Consider the following 17629-nt stretch of genomic DNA (forward strand, 5'->3'; position numbering starts at 1 on the left):
CCTAAACAATAGTATAACCATAGTCCAAAACGAGATTTTGTCCACGCATAGCTCTGCTATTTTCGCTTAGAAGGAAAAGCATTGCTTGATTAACATCTTCGATAGTTACAAACCTCTTGTAGGGAATTCGTGCTAATAAGCGTTTTCCAAAACTCGAAGACAGGAGTTCTCTATTCCTATCACCGATAATGTATGAGGGCGATATTGTATTTATTCTGATATCCTTATCCTTTATTTTGGCATAATCAACTGATAAATTTTTGGCTAATTGAATTAAGGCACTTTTAGCAGGGCCGTAATCTATTCTTTGCTCATGAGCGACAATTCCATTTTGAGAAGCCATAAGCACAATCGAGACCTCATCAGACAGATAATTATAAATTGCCTTCATGGAAAAAAGAGCTGCTCTCACATTAACATCAAATGTGCTATCCCAATCTTCAAGTGTAACTCCAAAAGTATCATTCATATAATTGACACCAGAAGTAAACACAACACTGGAAAAAGTTAGGTTTAATTCTTTTAAAAAGGTTTCCATCTTTCCGAAAGCATCGTTTTGGCGGAAATCAACAGAAAGGTAGTTTGCTAAGCTACTTGAACTCCTAGGAAAATCTATCCCAACAATCTGATCAAAATTTTGAGAATAGCTTTTTAAGAAACCCTGACAAATTTGACTTTCTGACCCAATTAAAAGTAAATTATTACTCATCAAAGACTCCTTCCACCATGGCATAACTGTCTAAATCCTCTACAAGTTTCAGGTTAAGCCCTAATTTTTTAAACATCTTTTCTAATACTTCGTATGAATAAGAATATTTTACAGAAATACCTAACTTTTTAGGACTTACCAAATTATAAATAATCCGTTCCTTTTCTTGATCAAAAAAATTAACATTGTAAAATTTTTCGCCATTTAATTGGCTAGAATTTATAAGGCCGGAAGTAGATTCGAAGAAACTCTCTTTTAAGAAATCGAATACAATTCTCTTAATATGCGGCTGGGTCATTTTAACTTTCTTCAAAAAATCGTAGAAATCTCCGTGACTAAAAAGTGAAACTGTAGTCGCTGGAATAATAATCACTTCAATATTTTTTTGTGGAAGATTTTCAATTTCTTGTATGGTAAGAGAGTAAATCCTATCGCGCCCCTTTGTTCTAATATACTCTGACATCTCTTTGGCGGGCTCTAAGCCAAAAATGTTGTAGCCTTCTTCAAATAACGGGTTAAAAATTCTACCAGTTCCGCTACCAATCTCTAAAACAGGCATTGACTTATCAAAAAATTTTTTATAACTATCAATATCATCCTCTAGCAATTCATCCTGATTAATAATTGACCGGTAATAATTTGCAAAGATATTATCCTCATAAAGATTTTCAATGATCTCTAATTCTGCCGCTCTTTTTTGAAGTTTATTAAAAATTAATGATTTATCCATAAACTTGCAACATCTCCTTTACCTGACTCATTGTTTCATCATCAATATTGCTATCATTATTCTTGATAATATATTCTAGATATTGAGTAACCAAAGCATTAACTTTGAATAAACGTCCAGTTTTAACATTAAAAACAAAGTGTGACTCATCATTTCTAAAAGCAATCCACTCCATCTGACTAAGTGGCAAATCAACTGCTGCCATCTGGTAGTTATTATATGGGGTAATAAACTCCATTTCCCCGTAAACATAGGTGATCTCCAATAAGGCTGCTAGTAAATATTTTACATCCTTTTTTATGGGTACTTTGTCGATTTCCGGTAATTGTAAGCTGGCTTGATTATGTAGTTGCTGGTAACTATCTCCCGAATTTCCAAGCCTAATTTTCGCTTGAGAATCTAAATAGAACTGTCCTTCCATGAAATATAAAGAATTTAATTTTGTAATTCCTGTTAACACACCATAATCTGAAATGTAATCAGTCAAACTGACACGCCCAGAATTTATAAACTGCTTAAAGAGATTTTCCAAAGATTCTTGATTCAAAGGCTTAAAACTTAGATTCTCAAAATTTGATACAGATTTAATAATTACAGGCCATTTTTCTTCAACCACTTTATTACTTGTATAAACAGCACTATTAATTGCAAAATGACTTAATAAATTACGATTTTCTAAAACAAACCTCTCTAGATCATCTGCAAAAACATGCTTCAATAAACCTCTGGGTAGATTGGGATAAATAGCAGTCTTAAAGGCTTTAAATCCATTTTGAAAGACTTGCCCTGTCTCAAGAGCAACTAGTTTATGATACAAATCATGATTTTCTAACTCCGCTTTAATTTCCCGTATTTTAGACTCCTCAAGCAGACTATCAAGCTTATCCATGTCAATGACATCGATTTTTACATCTAGCTGGTCTTGCAAATAGTTTGCAAGCCGCTCTAAACGGTTATTTTCTTCAAGTCTGATAAAAATATATTTATCAAACCCTAAGAATTCTAGGTAGTCACTAAAGTCTTCAAAACTTTGATTATCAAAATCAAAATAATCCAAACTATATTTTTTATCCATTTGGGTTGATAATTTTAGTGAATATAATAACTCATCTTTTTCAAATACAAAATTTAATCCAATCATATTTCCCTCCACTTTTATCCTCCTCATAATAGGGAAGAGTCACAATAAAATTTGTTTAATTTTATTGTGACTTTCCCCTATTAAATAGGGTTTGTCATTGACTATTAATTCAAAATCAATCTTTTTAATTTAATGTTATAATCACTATTAATATAGAAAGGCTAATTTATTTATGAGCCAACAGCTTAGCTGCCCATACAGCAAAAGCTACACCTGCTCCAACCACCATACTTTTCACCTCCTTTCAATATTTCACTTTCTCAATTTTTCTTTTGTTGTCTGGCTACTACAATAATTAATGCTAAAAGCATCAAGAGCCACACAAGTAAACTTGACGTTTGTAAAGTAGCACGATGCCAAGAAAAATCTTCCCATTTAGTAAAAAATTTGGTAAATAATCCCATAAAACTGTAATCTGTTACCTTAGCGGCAGTTTTATCCATACTAGAGAACATCGGTAAGAAAGCTGAAATTAGCATGGTCGGAACCGTGACAACTTGGGCCATAACTTGTGATTTCACAACTAATCCTAGTAATAAGTAAAGAAGTACAATTGCTAAAGCTGTGAGGCCGCCAATAGCCCAATAATTCACTAAATTATCAATAGGTACATCCAAAATAACCGGAGTAAGCGTCAGGTAGACTATTGTTAAGACTAGGGGGACAACTAATGTCGATAGAAGATACTCATTAGTCCTAACTCCACTGAGTAACAATGTCTTTAGAGTTTTCTTTTCCTTTTCATCTGCTAAAATAGTTAGAATTGGGCTGCCTACAGCTAAGACAATGGCAAAAGGAATACAAAGCGTTAGATAAGCAAGGCCTATTTGATCCTTTGGACCGGACTGACTGTCTATTATAAACCGGTAAAGGTAAATCAGGGCTACAGGCATAAGTACCTGTAAGAGAACACTTTTATTAGATAGAATAATCTGACAGCGCAACCAAAGAAGGGCCGTAAATTGTCTAATCATTGAGTTTTCCTCCTGTTAATTGAATAAAAATATCTTCTAATGTTGGCTCACAAGAATGGATGGTCACTATTTTTTCGCCATCATTAACCATGACTTGACCTAGTTCAGTAAAATCTAAAGTTCTTTCTGAGCCGTCTTCATAACTCAATTTAACTCGCTTGTCCTGATTATATTTCCGGATTAGGTCTTTGGGACTCCCTTGTTCAACTAATCTCCCTTCATTAAGCAAAGCTAAATTATCACAAAGCAAGGTCGCTTCATTCATGTCATGAGTTGTTAAAAAGATTGTTGTCCCAGATTCTTTTAGCTCTAGAATCAGCTCATGGATGGCCTGAGAGGTTGCCGGATCAAGACCTGAAGTTGGTTCATCAAGAAATAGAACTCGAGGTTGGTTCATCAAGGCACGAGCTAGAAGCATCCGCTGTTTCATACCTGTTGAGAGTTTTTCAGCAACTGTCTTGCGGCTGTCATAGAGACCAACCCGCTTGAGGAGATCATCGATAGCAGCTTTATCTATTCCATAATATTTAGCATAAAAAATCAGGTTATTATAAAGGGTCATTTTTTCATAAAAGCCAGTAGTATCACCAACTAAACCAATTTTCCCTAATTCTTTACTTGTTAATTTATGGGAATTTCGTCCTAAAATTGAGGACTGACCGCTATCTTCTCTTAACTGTCCTGTCAAAATATTGATTGTAGTCGTCTTTCCTGAACCCGAAGGTCCAAGAAATCCAAAAATTTGACCCTTTTCAATCGAAAAACGAATGTCATCGAGGGCAACAGTCTTACTAAACGTTTTTCTAATGTCCTGAGCAACAATAACTGAAGTATTCATACATGTTCCTTTCTTAACGGTATGGCGTTATTATAAAGAAAGGGGAACAAAAAGAAAACGACATTCTTGTCGGCTACATGGATGCCCCATTGAAATTTATTATTACAATTCAAACTCTCTGATGTGTCTTTATTTTTTAACAAACCTAGAATGCAGATTATTTCTTATTTCGAATGACTTAAAAACGAGGCCACATCTATTTTGACCTCGTTAGTAAATCTGTTTATTAGAATAGTAATTATGCTATTTTTTCTCTAAATTTCAACCTGAGCAGCTACTGTTTGAGCTGGTTGATTCCCGAGGTTTTCAAGGGTTACTGACTTAACTTCTGCTGCGTTAGTGAAGACAACCATGATTGTTTTTTCTTTTCCTGCGGCTTCAAGAGCTGATAGATCCGCAACAGCAAGTAGTTCACCAGCTTCAACACGCTGACCTTGGCTTACTTTAGGAGAGAACGGCAATCCATTTAGACTGACAGTATCAATTCCGATATGGACAAGCACTTCAAGACCATTGTCCGTTAAGAGACCGTAAGCATGTTTTGTGGGGAAAATACTAGTCACAACACCTGATACGGGTGAATAGACAGTGCCATCAGTTGGTTCTACTGCAAATCCATCTCCCATCATTTTACCAGAGAAGACTGGATCTTTAACTTGATCAATTGGAATAATCTCACCACTTGCTACTGAAAGTACGGTTTCTGTAATGCCTTTGAAGTCATTTTCAGGAGCACTTACTTCTTCTTTCTTAGAGAAGTCAACAACTGGGATACGAGCTCCTGAATCAAGAAGATCTTGAATATCTGTCTTGAGACCATCAGCTTTAGGTCCATAAACGGCTTGCACGCCATGACCTTGGGTGACTAAACCAAGGGCTCCGGCCTTCTTCCAGTCAGTCTCAGATCCAACCTGTGCCATGTCTTTAACAGTCACACGCAAACGTGTCATACAGGCATCAACATCTTCAATGTTATCTTGTCCCCCTAGAAGGTTAATGATTTGAACAATTTGTGAATCAGCAGAAATACCGGCTTCAGTATTATTAGCATGGATAGCTTCGTCTACTTCTTCACTATCATAGTTACCATTGCGCCCTGAGGTTGCAAGATTAAATTTTTTAATCATAAAGTTAGCCATAAAGTAAGAAGCAAATCCAAAGAGAGTTGTAACCCAGATGAAGTTGATCACATCAAGGCCTAGGCCAGCTTTGATCGCCATCGGCGTCCTAGTCAAAAGCTCAATATTACCAAATGAATGAAGACGCAGAGGGACTAAATCTGCCACTGCAAAGGCTAATCCTTGGATGACAGCATAAACCAAATAAAGTGGTATAGCCGCAAACATAAACATATATTCCAGTGGTTCTGTTACACCTGTTAGGAAGGTCGCTGCTGCAGCAGAGATAAACATAGACTTATACTTTTTCTTCTTATCAGGATCAACATTGCGATACATAGCGATCGTCATTCCCATCAAGATCCCTGAAGAACCGATCATTTGACCAACTTTGAAGCGAGCTGGGGTCACAGTAGTCAGCAGTTCATGATATTTAGTAGGATCTGATCCTTTGAGGTGGATCAAATCGGTAACCCAAGCCAACCATAAGGGATCTTGTCCCAGTACGTCTTTACCAGTTGTAATAGAATGGTAGGTTCCACCTAATTGTGTATAGTTCATTGGAATTGTCAGCATGTGGTGCAAACCAAACGGCAACAAGAGCCGCTCCAGAGTCCCATAAAGGAATGGCGCAATAAAAGGAGCAGTATCTTGTGAGTTAGCCAACCATTGACCAAAGCTATTGATAGCAGACTGGACAAGGGGCCAGAATATAGCTAATAAAAGTCCCACAATAGCAGAGCGAATAATAACAATAAAGGGAACAAAGCGCTTTCCATTGAAAAATGTTAATACATCCGGTAATTTACGGAAATTGTAGTATTTATTGAAAGCTGTCGCACCGACAAAACCTGCAATAATACCAACAAAGACCCCCATGTTAAGGGCAGGTTGGTTAAGCACATTGATAAAGTAGTCTGGTACATGCATAGCACCGCCAAAAACATTATGAACCACCGCTTTATCATCAGCTAGCATATCAGTGGTTACGCCATAGAAATTACCCGTAATCAGGTTAATCAATATGAAGGCAATCCCAGCAGAGAAAGCACCACCCGCACGCTCTTTTGCCCAACTACCTCCAATAGCTAGTGCAAAAAGCAAATGCAAATTATTTAGGAAGCCCCAACCTATCTGGGCAATCAAGTTAGTAACTTGCACCCAGATAGCATTGTTGGGAGCTATTAGGGCAAGAGAGTTCCCAATACTGATCATCAGTCCTGCAGCCGGCATAACTGCAATAACAACCATTAAGCACTTCCCGAATTTTTGCCAAAATTCGAAACTGGCTAAATTTTTTATAACCTTCATATTATTCTCCTTATATTGTTATATTATCTAAGCAAATTTTATTCAAACAAGATCAAATGGACAGCATAACTTCAACGCCGAAGTGGTCAGATACGACGGGGTAATTTTTATGGTTGAAGATGACTCGACTGGATTGGACAGGAACCTTATGACTGACAAAAATATAGTCTAAGCGTTTATCATTTTGCTGCTCTTTCCAGCCATCAATTCCCTGAGACACTGTCACACCGTCATCTCTATCCTGCGCCAGCAAATAGGTATCTAGCAGACCATATTCTAAGATATGGTGATAATCTGCTGTATTGCCAAGGGCATCTGTATTAAAGTCGCCCATAAAAATTTTAAGACCTCCAAAGTCTGAATGATTGACTAGCCGATTGAGATTATCACTTTGAGTTTCCGTTTTGCTAGTCGGAAGGTTCATGTGGCAGCTATAAATTTCAACTGGAGTTCCTTCCACATCGACCTTGAGTCGGATAATTTTCCGAGAATCAATCGTGTCAACACTTTGGCTTTTAGAGGTATAAAAATCTTCAACATCTAAAACTTTATACTTAGTTAGAAGCGCAAGGCCTTCATCGTAGCGACCATAACCAATATGAGAATTGGTCCAATGGTAGGTATAATCACTGACTCCTCGCTCTGCTATCAAGGATTGTAAAATCAGTCCGTAATTATCTTCTTTAAGAATCTCTGTGACTTTTGAAGAAGAGATTTTTTGATTAACTTCTTGAAGCGCAATAACATCGTACTTATTTTCAACAATAGTATCTGCTAGAATAGATAATTTTCGATCTTGCTCCTCTTCTAACCAGGCATGAACATTCAGCGTCAGAAGTTTCATCCTCAGTCCTCCTTGTAAGGTATCACCGTTTGCCAATCAAAATTTTAGCTGAATCATTCTTAAAGATAGGCTGAACTTTCTAAATATGACAGTTTCTTTTCCCCTAGATCCTGTGAGTGACATATGGCTTAGCCTCTGTGATAACGCTCTGTAATAGCTTTTAGGAACTCTTTTCGATCTTGTGTTAAGTGGTCCTTAGTCATGCGCCATTTCCAATTATGACCAACGGTGTTGGGGGTATTCATCCGACTAGAGCTTGGCAAATCCAACACATCTTGCATGGTTGCGATAACCACATCGCTGACTGTGGCATAAAGTGTGCGTAGCAGGGCTTGGCTGATAGGTTCACCAGGCGCGCGATGTGTATATTCGTCTGTATAAACTTTTGCCTGGTCCGATAAACTTTCATACCAGCCACGGATCACATCATTATCATGTGTACCCGTGTAGGCTATGGTATTTGCCGTATAAAAATGCGGTAAATCTCTGTTTTCTGGATCTGGTCCCTGTAGTCCAAATTGAACAATCTTCATACCAGGAAATCCTGTATCTGACAATAACCTATTGGCTTTATCATCAATATAGCCTAGATTTTCGGCAATAATAGGAACTTGACCCAAGGCTAAATCGATAGCCTGGAATAAGTCATAACCTGGCCCTGGTTGCCAAGTACCATACCTTGCCGTATCATACTTAGCATCAACCTGCCAAAAATCTGAGAACCCCTTAAAATGATCAATACGAATAACGTCATATAGTTTAAGACTTTCTTGAACACGATAGATCCACCAGGCAAAGCCACTCGCTTGATGCGCCGACCAATCATAGATGGGATTACCCCAGTACTGTCCTTCATCACTGAATTCATCAGCTGGAACACCTGCTACATAAACTGGGCAACGTTCCTGATCTACCTTAAATAACTCTGGTTTCGTCCAAACTTCCACACTGTCAGCCGATACATAGATTGGCATATCTCCAATGATCTCAATGCCTGAGTCATTAGCATATTTTTTTAAAGCACTCCATTGGGTAAAGAAAAAATACTGAGCCACTTTATGGTAAGTAATAGTATCTGCTAGCTTTTCACGGAGGTCGTTCATTGTTGAGGGTTCTCTTAGAATGGCTGACTTGTCATCCCATTGCTGCAATGCCTTTTGACCAAAATATTCTTTAAAAGCCATAAATTCAGCATAATCGTCAAGCCAAGCATTGTTTTTCTCTTCAAAATCTGCTAATCTGGATAGGTTCTCTTGATCAGCCAGAAAGTTAGCTGCTGCCTCTTCTAAAAGCGGACGGCGACTAACAAATAAGCGACCGTAATCTACAGATTCAGGATTGTCACCATAATCCGCAGCTTCCAGATCTGCCTGACTGATCCATCCTTGCTGACTCAATATATCTAAATCAATAAGATTCGTATTGCCTGCCACTGCCGAAAAGGATTGGTAGGGTGAATCCCCATAGCTTGTTGTTGTCAATGGTAAGATTTGCCAGTAGCTCTGCTTGGTTGCTACTAAGAAATCTACAAAGTCGTAGGCCGCTTGACCAAAAGAGCCTATCCCTCTTGCACCCGGCAGTGATGTGATGTGCATCAAGATACCGCTTCTACGTTTCCCCATTTGTCACCTCCAGCAAGTCACTCTTGCTTCTCTTTTATTTGTATACAACCAATTATACTGGAAGCGCTTTCTTTAGTCAATGAGTTTTCCGTAATTCTTTTCTGTTATTTTATCTTTAATACGTATATTTTTTGGGTTTCTACTATTTGATACGTAATTTTATAGATTTTTATAAGTCTGTTATGCTAGAATCAGACCATGGATAATAAAGTTAATGTACCCAAAAGTAAATACAGACAAGTCTATGAAGATATTAAGGAGCAAATTGAGAATGGCAGTCTCCAGCCTAATCAAGAGCTTCAAACAGAAAATGATCTGATGGAAATTTATGGCTTTTCTAAGGACACTATTCGAAAGGCCTTATCCCTATTAGAATTAGATGGTTACATTCAAAAAATGAGAGGGCGTAATTCCATTGTTATGGAACACGGACGTACCAAAAACAATTACCTCTCTGAAATCAAGACATCTGATGAGCTTAACAAAGATTCTCAGTTAGATATTAAAACACAGCTGGATAGTCTCTACATTGTTCAAGGTGAGCAAGAGATCATGGAGGTTTTCAAGGTTGATGACAGTATCGATTTCTATCGTGTAGGACGTCGGCGCTTGATCAACGACGAACGTATCGAATTTGAGCTCTCCTATTTTGATAGACGGCTTGTGCCTTATCTCAATAAAGAGATTGCGGAGAAATCTATCTATCGACATTTAGAAAATGAACTCGGCTTACACATCACTCATGCTCGTCGTGAAATTTCCTTTCGTTTTGCGACTGAAGAGGAACAGGCTAATATGGATCTAGGTGACTTTAAGATGGTAGCGGTTGTAACCAGTTGGACTCATCTTTCAAATGGACAGCTTTTCCAGTACGGCTCTATCAGCTATCGCCCTGATAAATTTACTTTCGTCACAATGGCCAAGCGATGAACTTATAAACGAACAAATACCGCCAGATAATCACTTTCTGGCGGTATTTTTATTTTGTATCTTTTGCTGGGCATGGCTTAAGGGCTTTGTATCTTAGTTTAGATATTTGCCCAGACGCTTTCTAAAATATTGGTTTGGTCTCGGTCTGGTCCAACCGATAAGGTAGAGATACGAACGCCAACAAGTTCACCGACACGACGAACGTAGTTACGTGCATTCTCTGGAAGTTCATCTAGACTGCGACAGCCTGTGATATCCTCTGACCAGCCTGGCAGTTCCTCATAGATAGGTTTACAACGTTTGAGTTGCTCCAAGCTAGCAGGATAGTGATCGATGCGCTGACCATCAAGATCATAAGCTACGCAGATTTTAACGGTAGCAAGCCCCGAAAGGACATCGATCGAATTGAGGGATAGATTGGTAATTCCTGATACTCGACGACTGTGGCGCATAACAACTGAATCAAACCAGCCAACTCGGCGAGGACGACCTGTAGTTGTCCCGTATTCGTGACCGATTTCACGGATACGATCACCAGTCTCATCGTTTAGTTCAGTTGGGAAAGGCCCATCACCAACACGACTTGTGTAGGCTTTGCAGACACCAACCACCTTATTGATTTTGCTTGGTCCTACACCAGAGCCAATCGTCACGCCACCAGCTACTGGATTAGATGAGGTAACAAAGGGATAGGTCCCTTGATCGATGTCCAGCATGACCCCTTGGGCTCCCTCAAAGAGCACGCGCTTGCCACTGTCTAAGGCATCGTTCAGGATAACAGACGTATCTGTCACATATTTCTTGATCTGTTGACCGTAGTCGTAATATTCTTGGAAGATAGACTCAAAGGCCAGAGCATCGCTCTCATACATTTTTTCAAAGAGGCGATTTTTTTCTGCTAGATTGATCTTCAAGCGCTCTGCAAAAATATCTTTATCCAATAGATCTGCCATACGGATTCCAATACGAGCCGCCTTATCCATATAAGCAGGGCCGATCCCCTTATTGGTGGTTCCGATTTTATTGTCCCCTTTAGAAGCTTCTTGAAGCTGATCTAACTTGATATGGTAGGGCAAGATAATATGGGCACGGTCAGATATACGTAGATTATCGGTTGTGACCCCTTGGTTATGAAGATAGTCCAGTTCCTCAACTAGGGACTTTGGATTGATGACCACACCATTACCAATGACAGCTAATTTTTCAGAAAAGAAGATCCCTGAAGGAATCAGGTGGAGCTTAAAGGTTTTACCATCGATGACGATGGTGTGCCCTGCATTATCCCCTCCTTGGTAGCGGGCGATGACCTCAGCATCCTGGCTCAAAAAGTCCGTAATTTTTCCTTTACCTTCATCCCCCCACTGGGTTCCAACAACTACTACTGATGTCATACTATTCTATTGGGCAACTCTTGATAGAAGCTCCCTCACCTTTCTAGATATAAAGTGGTAGATTTCGTACCTACTCATTTTTACAAACACCTTATTATAGCAAAAATTCTAACACTTTTCCAAGAATACAGCGAAATCGACTATAAATATTAACCAAATCTGCGTATGCTCCTCATTTTCAAGCAAAAACCGAACATTCGTCTTGTCCTTACTTTTCTTGGCAAGAAGGCTGTAAGGTGCAAGAGAGTCTAATAAATCTTGGAGGAGGGTAAGGAGCCTGGGGCTTCGTTCTAGCCTCCGATGCTAGTTGAACCCTACCCTCATTCTTTGATTTCTCGACCGTTTGTGGGTTGGATGGGGCGAGCATTTTTGAAGCCTAGAGTTTTTGAAAACTTCTTAACCTGTGCTTTACTAATTGATTTTTGCTCTTTGAAGACAATCCAGTTGACACCTTCCGTACAGGGTGGCGTTGTGAGTGACCCTTCGAAGTTATAGTAGTCATGACTAGCAGGGTAAAAGGCACTGAGGTCTAAATGATCTGAAAGAGGGATTTTCTTATCAACTTTATTAGTCATCTTGTCCCAGACGGCTTTTAGCTCTTTATTTTCCTTGCCATACTGATAGAGAACAGAGACCACTGTCATCTCTCCTTGATCCGTCTTGTAGACAAAGTGACCTTCTAGAGGGTAGGTCTTTCCGTCAATGTGATTTTCGCTAGGATTATGAAAATGGAATTGCTCTAATTTATAGACCTTGTTTGCGATAGTCAGAGTGTCCTTACCACCTTTAACTTCCACTTCAATCGTGTGCCCATTATCTTCTACTGAAGCTTGGGAATCTTTATAATCTAAATCGAGCTTTGGAAGATCTAGGTCCTTGGCTCCAGTAATATCGATAGGCGATTGGCCGTCGCCATTTCCTTGATAGTCTTTGAGATTAAGCTCTCCCCAGTGATCTGGACCAGTTGCTCCAGAATAGCCCCACTGCGCTTCCTTAGCTGTTACCTGTTTATGGGGGAAATTGACAACTGCTAGGCTGACAAGTAGGGTAATCAAAACTAGAGCAAAGATGAGATATTTCTTTCTTGACATCAGTATTCTCCTTTATACCTGAGATATGTTTCTATTCTAGCACTTTGCAAAACTTTTTCCAGAATTTATTTTCATATGAATCTATTTGCTCCGAACAAATGTTCGGATATTGCTGCTAGTCTTAGAGAGGGATAGCGAAAAGTTGAGTTTAACTGCCCATCTGGTGTATAGTAAAGTCGTTTAGACTACTGTTTTATTTTAAGGAGACTACGCCTATGACAATTAACCAAATCTTACAAGAAAGCTCTGCTGACTTAGCGATTCTTGAGGGATCCTTTGGTCTGGAAAGAGAGGCACTGAGAATCAATCGGCAAGATCACCAGCTCTCTGAGCTCCAACATCCTAAAGTCTTAGGAAGTCGGAATTTCCATCCTTACATCCAAACGGATTATAGTGAGGCACAGATTGAACTCATCACACCAGTGACTCATTCAACTAAGGAAGCTAGGCGTTTTTTAAAGGGCATTACTGATGTTGCCGGACGCTCTATTGATCGCTCCGAATATTTGTGGCCCTTATCCATGCCACCTAGGATTGAGGAGTCTGCTATTGTCATTGCTCAGCTAGAGGATACATTTGAATACCATTATCGCCAGCATTTAGCTGACACATATGGGAAAAAACTGCAGTCTATCTCTGGAATTCACTATAATTTTGGTCTGGGAGAAGATCTTATGCAGAAACTCTTTGAGCAGAGCGGCTATAGCGATCTCCTGGCTTTCAAAAATGCTCTCTATCTTAAGCTGGCTCAAAATTTTATCAAGTACCACTGGCTGCTGACCTATTTATATGGTGCCAGCCCTATTGCAGAAAAAGGATTTTTTGATAGCTCTCTAGAGTCAGCTGTTCGCTCTATTCGAAACAGTTCATTGGGCTATGTCAATAAATCAGATATCAGTGTTTCATACAGTAGTTTGGAGCAGTATGTCACTGATATTGAGGCCTGCGTCGCAGATGGCCGCTTAATCGCTGAGAAAGAGTTTTATTCGCCCGTGCGTTTACGCGGAGCCAAGCGCAGTCGAGACTTTCTGACGCAAGGGATTACCTATCTGGAATTTCGTTGCTTTGACCTCGATCCCTTTGATCCCTTAGGTATCAGCCAAGCCACCTTGGATACTATGCACCTCTTCATCCTAGCTTTACTCTGGCTAGACCAGCCTAAACAGGTCGACAAAGAGCTTGAGCAAGCTAGAGAACTGAATGACACTATCGCTAAGGCTGGACCTTTGGAACCTCTGCCTGAAGCAGCTGATCCAGAGATTATCCTTACGGCTATGCGAGAACTTATTTCTCATTTCCAACTGCCAGATCGCTATGGGCAACTTCTATCTGACATCGAACATCAACTCGCTAACCCTGAGCTGACAGTAGCCGGACGTCTGAGCCAAAACATTACTAGACTCTCCTTGGAGACTCTAGGGCGTCAACAAGGACAGACTTACAGCGATTTAGCTTGGCAGGCGCCTTACGCACTCAAGGGCTTTGAAAGCATGGAACTCTCAACCCAGCTCATCATGTTTGATGCTATCCAAAAGGGGCTGTCACTTGAAATTTTAGACGAAAGCGATCAATTCCTCAAATTAAGTTTTGGCGATCATATCGAATATGTCAAAAATGGCAATATGACTGCTAGGGATAACTATGTAACACCCTTGGTTATGGAAAATAAAACGGTTACCAAAAAAATTCTGCAACAAGCTGGCTTTCCGGTACCAGGTGGCTATGAATTTCATGACTTAGATGAGGCTCTTCAGTATTTTGCGCATTTTCGCCAGAAGGCTATTGTCATCAAGCCTAAGAGCACAAATTTTGGTTTGGGTATCTCAATTTTTAAGGAAGGCGTCAGCCGAGACGATTATATCAAGGCTGTACAGCTAGCCCTGGCTGAGGATGATAGTATCTTAGTTGAAGACTATGTTGCTGGAACCGAGTATCGTTTCTTCGTATTGGAGGGAGAAACCTTAGCTGTCCTCCAAAGGCAGCCTGCTCATGTGATCGGAGATGGTCATTCTACTATAGAAGAGCTCGTTGCTATCAAAAACCGTAACCCACTAAGGGGAACGGGACATCGCTCTCCTCTTGAAAAGATTCAGCTAGGAGAGATTGAACGGCTCATGCTGGAGCAGCAAGGTTACACACAGCATAGTATTCCAGATCAGGATAAGCGTGTTTATTTGCGGGAAAACTCCAATATCTCAACGGGGGGAGATTCGGTTGATATGACTGAGCAGATGCATCCTAGTTACCTAGAGCTGGCCGCTCAAATGGCGGATGCCGTAGGGGCTTGGGTCTGCGGGGTTGATCTGATCATCCCTGACTACAAGCAAGCATTTTCACCACAATCGCCTAATGCAACCTGTATTGAACTTAATTTCAACCCTCTCATGTATATGCACACCTACTGTGCTCAAGGACCAGGACAGGTTGTCTCAACTCGAGTCATTGAAAAGCTTTTTCCAGAATTGTAAAAATATCATAAAAAGGCTGAGACAAAGTTCTCAGCCTTTTTTATGATATTTTTATTTGCTACAAGACATTGATTTATAAACTTATCTTTATAGCTTGGGACTAGGCGATGAAGTCTTGAATATCTTCTGGTGCCAAGGAAGAGTCACAGACAACCTTTACAGAGCCATCTTGTGCAACCAAAAGTCCTGGAACTGTAGCCACACCATAGCGCTGGCGTAGAGCTTGGATTTCCTCAAATTGACTCATATCTTCACTGTGTAAATAGTATACTTTAGCACCACTTTCTTCAATGACCTGACCTAATTTAGGCGCAAAACGTTGGCAAAATGGACAAGTTGGGCGACCGATAAAGAGAATAAATTTCTCTTTTGCATCAATTTTCTCACGGGCAGCAAGTGCTGTAATAGGCTCCATCAGGGCAACAGCTTGATCAAACGTTAACATAAGAGTACCTCACTTTAGTTATTGGTTTTATCATAAACCAAGCCAGAAGGAATTGCAATTTTTTGCTACGATGGTATAAAAAGAGATGGACTTTCTGTCCATCTCCAAATATTGTCAACTTACTGTGCTTCTTGTTCTTCTTTCAGAAGTTTATTGTCATACATTTTGATGAATGGATACCATACTATAAAGGCAGCGATAGCACAGACAATTGCTGTCAAGAAGGCTCCAAAAGCTCCTGAACCTGGTGCTCCAATAAAGGCATTAAGTCCAACAGGAGTTGGCCAAGGAGATTGCGAAATGGAGAAGCCTGCAAAGCCTAGTTTAACTGACCAGTAGCCAATTGAAGCGCTAACAATCGGAGCAATGATAAATGGAAGTGCTAAAAGCGGATTGTACACAATCGGCATACCAAAAATTAATGGCTCATTAATATTGAAAACGGCAGGTCCTAAAGATGCACGCCCAAGCAGTTTTAGCTGTGGTGCTTTAGCTAAGAAAGCAATATAGAAGCAAAGAAGTAATGTTGCACCTGAACCACCAATAGTAACATATGAATTGGTAAACTCACCAGCAAAAGCAATATGAGAACCATGGGCATTTTCAGCCATATTGGTCAAAAGTATTGGGTTAACAAGCCCCATGACGATATTAGCGCCGTGAATACCTACGATCCACAATGCGTGTACAAGAAGATAAATGACTACTATACCCAACCAACTATTTGTAATATTACGAACGAAAGCAAAGGGAATGGCGATCACCTGATAAATATCTGTTCCAAGGGCGATAAAAGCACCATTGATGACAAGAATAGCAACAGCAACGACACCAGCTGGAATCAATGCTGAGAATGAGCGTGACACACCTTCTGGTACCGCATCAGGCATTTTAACAACCCAATTACGATTGATACAAAGTCTATATAATTGTACGGCTAATATGGACATTAGGATAGCTGTAAACATACCAGCAGTAGATAAGCGATCTAGACTATTACTGCCAATTGTCCATCCATTGATAGTAGCACCTTTAACATTCAGATAGTCAAATGCTCCCTTAGAAACAATTAATTGTGGTATTGTTAGGAAGAAGGCGAAGACAGAAAGGAGTGCTCCGTAAACAGGGTCAACATTTTCTCCATTTTCTTCAGCGTAAATTTTAGTGTACTCATGGCCAATAACAATGGCAAAATAGAGCGATAAAATCCCCATCGTACAATTATAGCCTTGCAAATACAAAGGTGCAATTTTATCAAAAGATCCCGCCCAGATGTCTTTCAAAAAAGTCAACATGGGGAAAGCTTGTGGAATAACACTAATTACGAGAAACATTGATCCTACAATGGTGAAAGGGATAGAAGCCATCCCTGCAGCGACGATAGCACGAACAGGCCGCCAAGTGGATACAATACTCATCGGTCCCATTAGGTATTTTTCTAAGAATTCAAACACTTTATTCATCTCGAACCTCCTTAAAGTGTGAAATAATATACTATTTAATACTTGCTAGATATTCTTGAATGCGATAATACTGCCGATCCGTTTTTTGATTGATTCGATACAGTTTTCTTAACATCCATACAGATATTAATATTCCTAACATTAAAATAATAATAATAAACAAACGAGCGGTTACATTACTTGAGAGAAAAGGGAAAAAATATCTGTGCTGATTAAATAGTGCTAGTAAAATTAATACACTATTGACAGCAATATTAATATAAAAATAATTTTGTGTTATACGAGCAGGTTTTTGCTCACGTGTGTACATCTTGTACTGTTCCCACGTACAAATAGCTCCCATACCGCCTAGTAGTATAGGCAAAAATGACATACCCAATTTATGTGATGATGACAATAATAGAAACCAATAAAGATTGGCAAAGAAGAAAAAGACAACTGTATAGCGTATCAAAAAATAACGTGTGTAGTACATGTTTTTGATTCCATTTTCTTTTCTCAGGTTATCAATTTTTGCTTTTTCTCCATTCGTCAAGGCGGCCATAGCTTCCCTC

Annotated in this window: 15 protein-coding genes; 2 read left to right on the forward strand and 13 right to left on the reverse strand. The window is 39.5% G+C overall.

Features of this window, described 5'->3' with window-relative positions:
* Position 1: 1 nt before the first annotated feature.
* The 8 genes from AC4HAJ_RS02225 to malQ form a co-directional block, all read right to left on the reverse strand.
* Positions 2 to 712, reverse strand: coding sequence for an SDR family NAD(P)-dependent oxidoreductase (locus AC4HAJ_RS02225; protein ID WP_491078536.1), 711 nt, complete (start codon positions 710 to 712; stop codon positions 2 to 4).
* Positions 702 to 1439 (reverse strand): methyltransferase domain-containing protein, encoded by a 738-nt coding sequence (locus AC4HAJ_RS02230; RefSeq protein ID WP_491078537.1) that lies wholly within the window; start codon positions 1437 to 1439, stop codon positions 702 to 704. The genes AC4HAJ_RS02225 and AC4HAJ_RS02230 overlap by 11 nt, the downstream gene beginning before the upstream one ends.
* Positions 1432 to 2592 carry a hypothetical protein gene (locus AC4HAJ_RS02235; protein WP_491078538.1) on the reverse strand — a complete coding sequence of 387 codons (1161 nt, stop codon included), beginning with the start codon at positions 2590 to 2592 and terminating at the stop codon, positions 1432 to 1434. Before AC4HAJ_RS02235 ends, AC4HAJ_RS02230 begins: the two co-directional genes overlap by 8 nt.
* A gap of 248 nt (positions 2593 to 2840) precedes the next feature.
* A complete protein-coding gene (locus tag AC4HAJ_RS02240) occupies positions 2841 to 3554 on the reverse strand; it encodes an ABC transporter permease (protein WP_491078539.1) in 714 nt (237 codons plus the stop codon).
* Complete coding sequence (locus tag AC4HAJ_RS02245; RefSeq protein WP_491078540.1) at positions 3547 to 4392, reverse strand: ABC transporter ATP-binding protein; 846 nt, start codon at positions 4390 to 4392, stop codon at positions 3547 to 3549. Before AC4HAJ_RS02245 ends, AC4HAJ_RS02240 begins: the two co-directional genes overlap by 8 nt.
* A 254-nt stretch (positions 4393 to 4646) precedes the next feature.
* On the reverse strand, positions 4647 to 6821 hold the full coding sequence (locus AC4HAJ_RS02250) for a PTS transporter subunit IIBC (protein WP_491078541.1): 2175 nt from the start codon (positions 6819 to 6821) through the stop codon (positions 4647 to 4649).
* Between the two features lie 52 nt (positions 6822 to 6873).
* The gene (locus AC4HAJ_RS02255) at positions 6874 to 7665 is read right to left on the reverse strand and encodes an endonuclease/exonuclease/phosphatase family protein (protein WP_491078542.1); all 792 of its coding nucleotides are present in this window, start codon (positions 7663 to 7665) and stop codon (positions 6874 to 6876) included.
* A gap of 128 nt (positions 7666 to 7793) precedes the next feature.
* Positions 7794 to 9287: a 4-alpha-glucanotransferase gene (gene malQ, locus AC4HAJ_RS02260; protein WP_491078543.1), complete on the reverse strand. Its 1494-nt coding sequence runs from the start codon at positions 9285 to 9287 to the stop codon at positions 7794 to 7796.
* A 198-nt stretch (positions 9288 to 9485) separates the two neighbouring features.
* Here malQ and AC4HAJ_RS02265 point away from each other — a divergent pair, with 198 nt between their 5' ends.
* Positions 9486 to 10217 carry a UTRA domain-containing protein gene (locus tag AC4HAJ_RS02265; RefSeq protein ID WP_491078544.1) on the forward strand — a complete coding sequence of 244 codons (732 nt, stop codon included), beginning with the start codon at positions 9486 to 9488 and terminating at the stop codon, positions 10215 to 10217.
* A 98-nt stretch (positions 10218 to 10315) separates the two neighbouring features.
* Here the strand turns inward: AC4HAJ_RS02265 and AC4HAJ_RS02270 are convergent, their stop codons facing one another.
* Together AC4HAJ_RS02270 and AC4HAJ_RS02275 are read right to left on the reverse strand one after the other, a co-directional pair.
* Positions 10316 to 11608: an adenylosuccinate synthase gene (locus AC4HAJ_RS02270; RefSeq protein ID WP_491078545.1), complete on the reverse strand. Its 1293-nt coding sequence runs from the start codon at positions 11606 to 11608 to the stop codon at positions 10316 to 10318.
* 320 nt (positions 11609 to 11928) lie between these two features.
* A complete protein-coding gene (locus AC4HAJ_RS02275; protein ID WP_491078546.1) occupies positions 11929 to 12699 on the reverse strand; it encodes a carbonic anhydrase in 771 nt (256 codons plus the stop codon).
* A gap of 215 nt (positions 12700 to 12914) precedes the next feature.
* On the opposite strand from AC4HAJ_RS02275, the gene gshAB reads away from it, so the two are divergent.
* Positions 12915 to 15167 carry a bifunctional glutamate--cysteine ligase GshA/glutathione synthetase GshB gene (gshAB, locus tag AC4HAJ_RS02280; protein WP_491078547.1) on the forward strand — a complete coding sequence of 751 codons (2253 nt, stop codon included), beginning with the start codon at positions 12915 to 12917 and terminating at the stop codon, positions 15165 to 15167.
* A 100-nt stretch (positions 15168 to 15267) separates the two neighbouring features.
* Here gshAB and AC4HAJ_RS02285 read toward each other — a convergent pair whose 3' ends face one another.
* The 3 genes from AC4HAJ_RS02285 to AC4HAJ_RS02295 all read right to left on the reverse strand — a co-directional run bounded on the left by AC4HAJ_RS02285 (position 15268) and on the right by AC4HAJ_RS02295 (position 17619).
* On the reverse strand, positions 15268 to 15612 hold the full coding sequence (locus AC4HAJ_RS02285; RefSeq protein WP_491078548.1) for a DUF6568 family protein: 345 nt from the start codon (positions 15610 to 15612) through the stop codon (positions 15268 to 15270).
* A gap of 119 nt (positions 15613 to 15731) precedes the next feature.
* On the reverse strand, positions 15732 to 17075 hold the full coding sequence (gene celB / locus AC4HAJ_RS02290) for a PTS cellobiose transporter subunit IIC (RefSeq protein WP_491078549.1): 1344 nt from the start codon (positions 17073 to 17075) through the stop codon (positions 15732 to 15734).
* Positions 17076 to 17106: 31 nt separating this feature from the next.
* Positions 17107 to 17619: a hypothetical protein gene (locus AC4HAJ_RS02295; protein ID WP_491078550.1), complete on the reverse strand. Its 513-nt coding sequence runs from the start codon at positions 17617 to 17619 to the stop codon at positions 17107 to 17109.
* Between the last annotated feature and the right edge of the window lie 10 nt (positions 17620 to 17629).

It is taken from the genome of Streptococcus sp. ALY_211 (genome assembly GCF_058314555.1).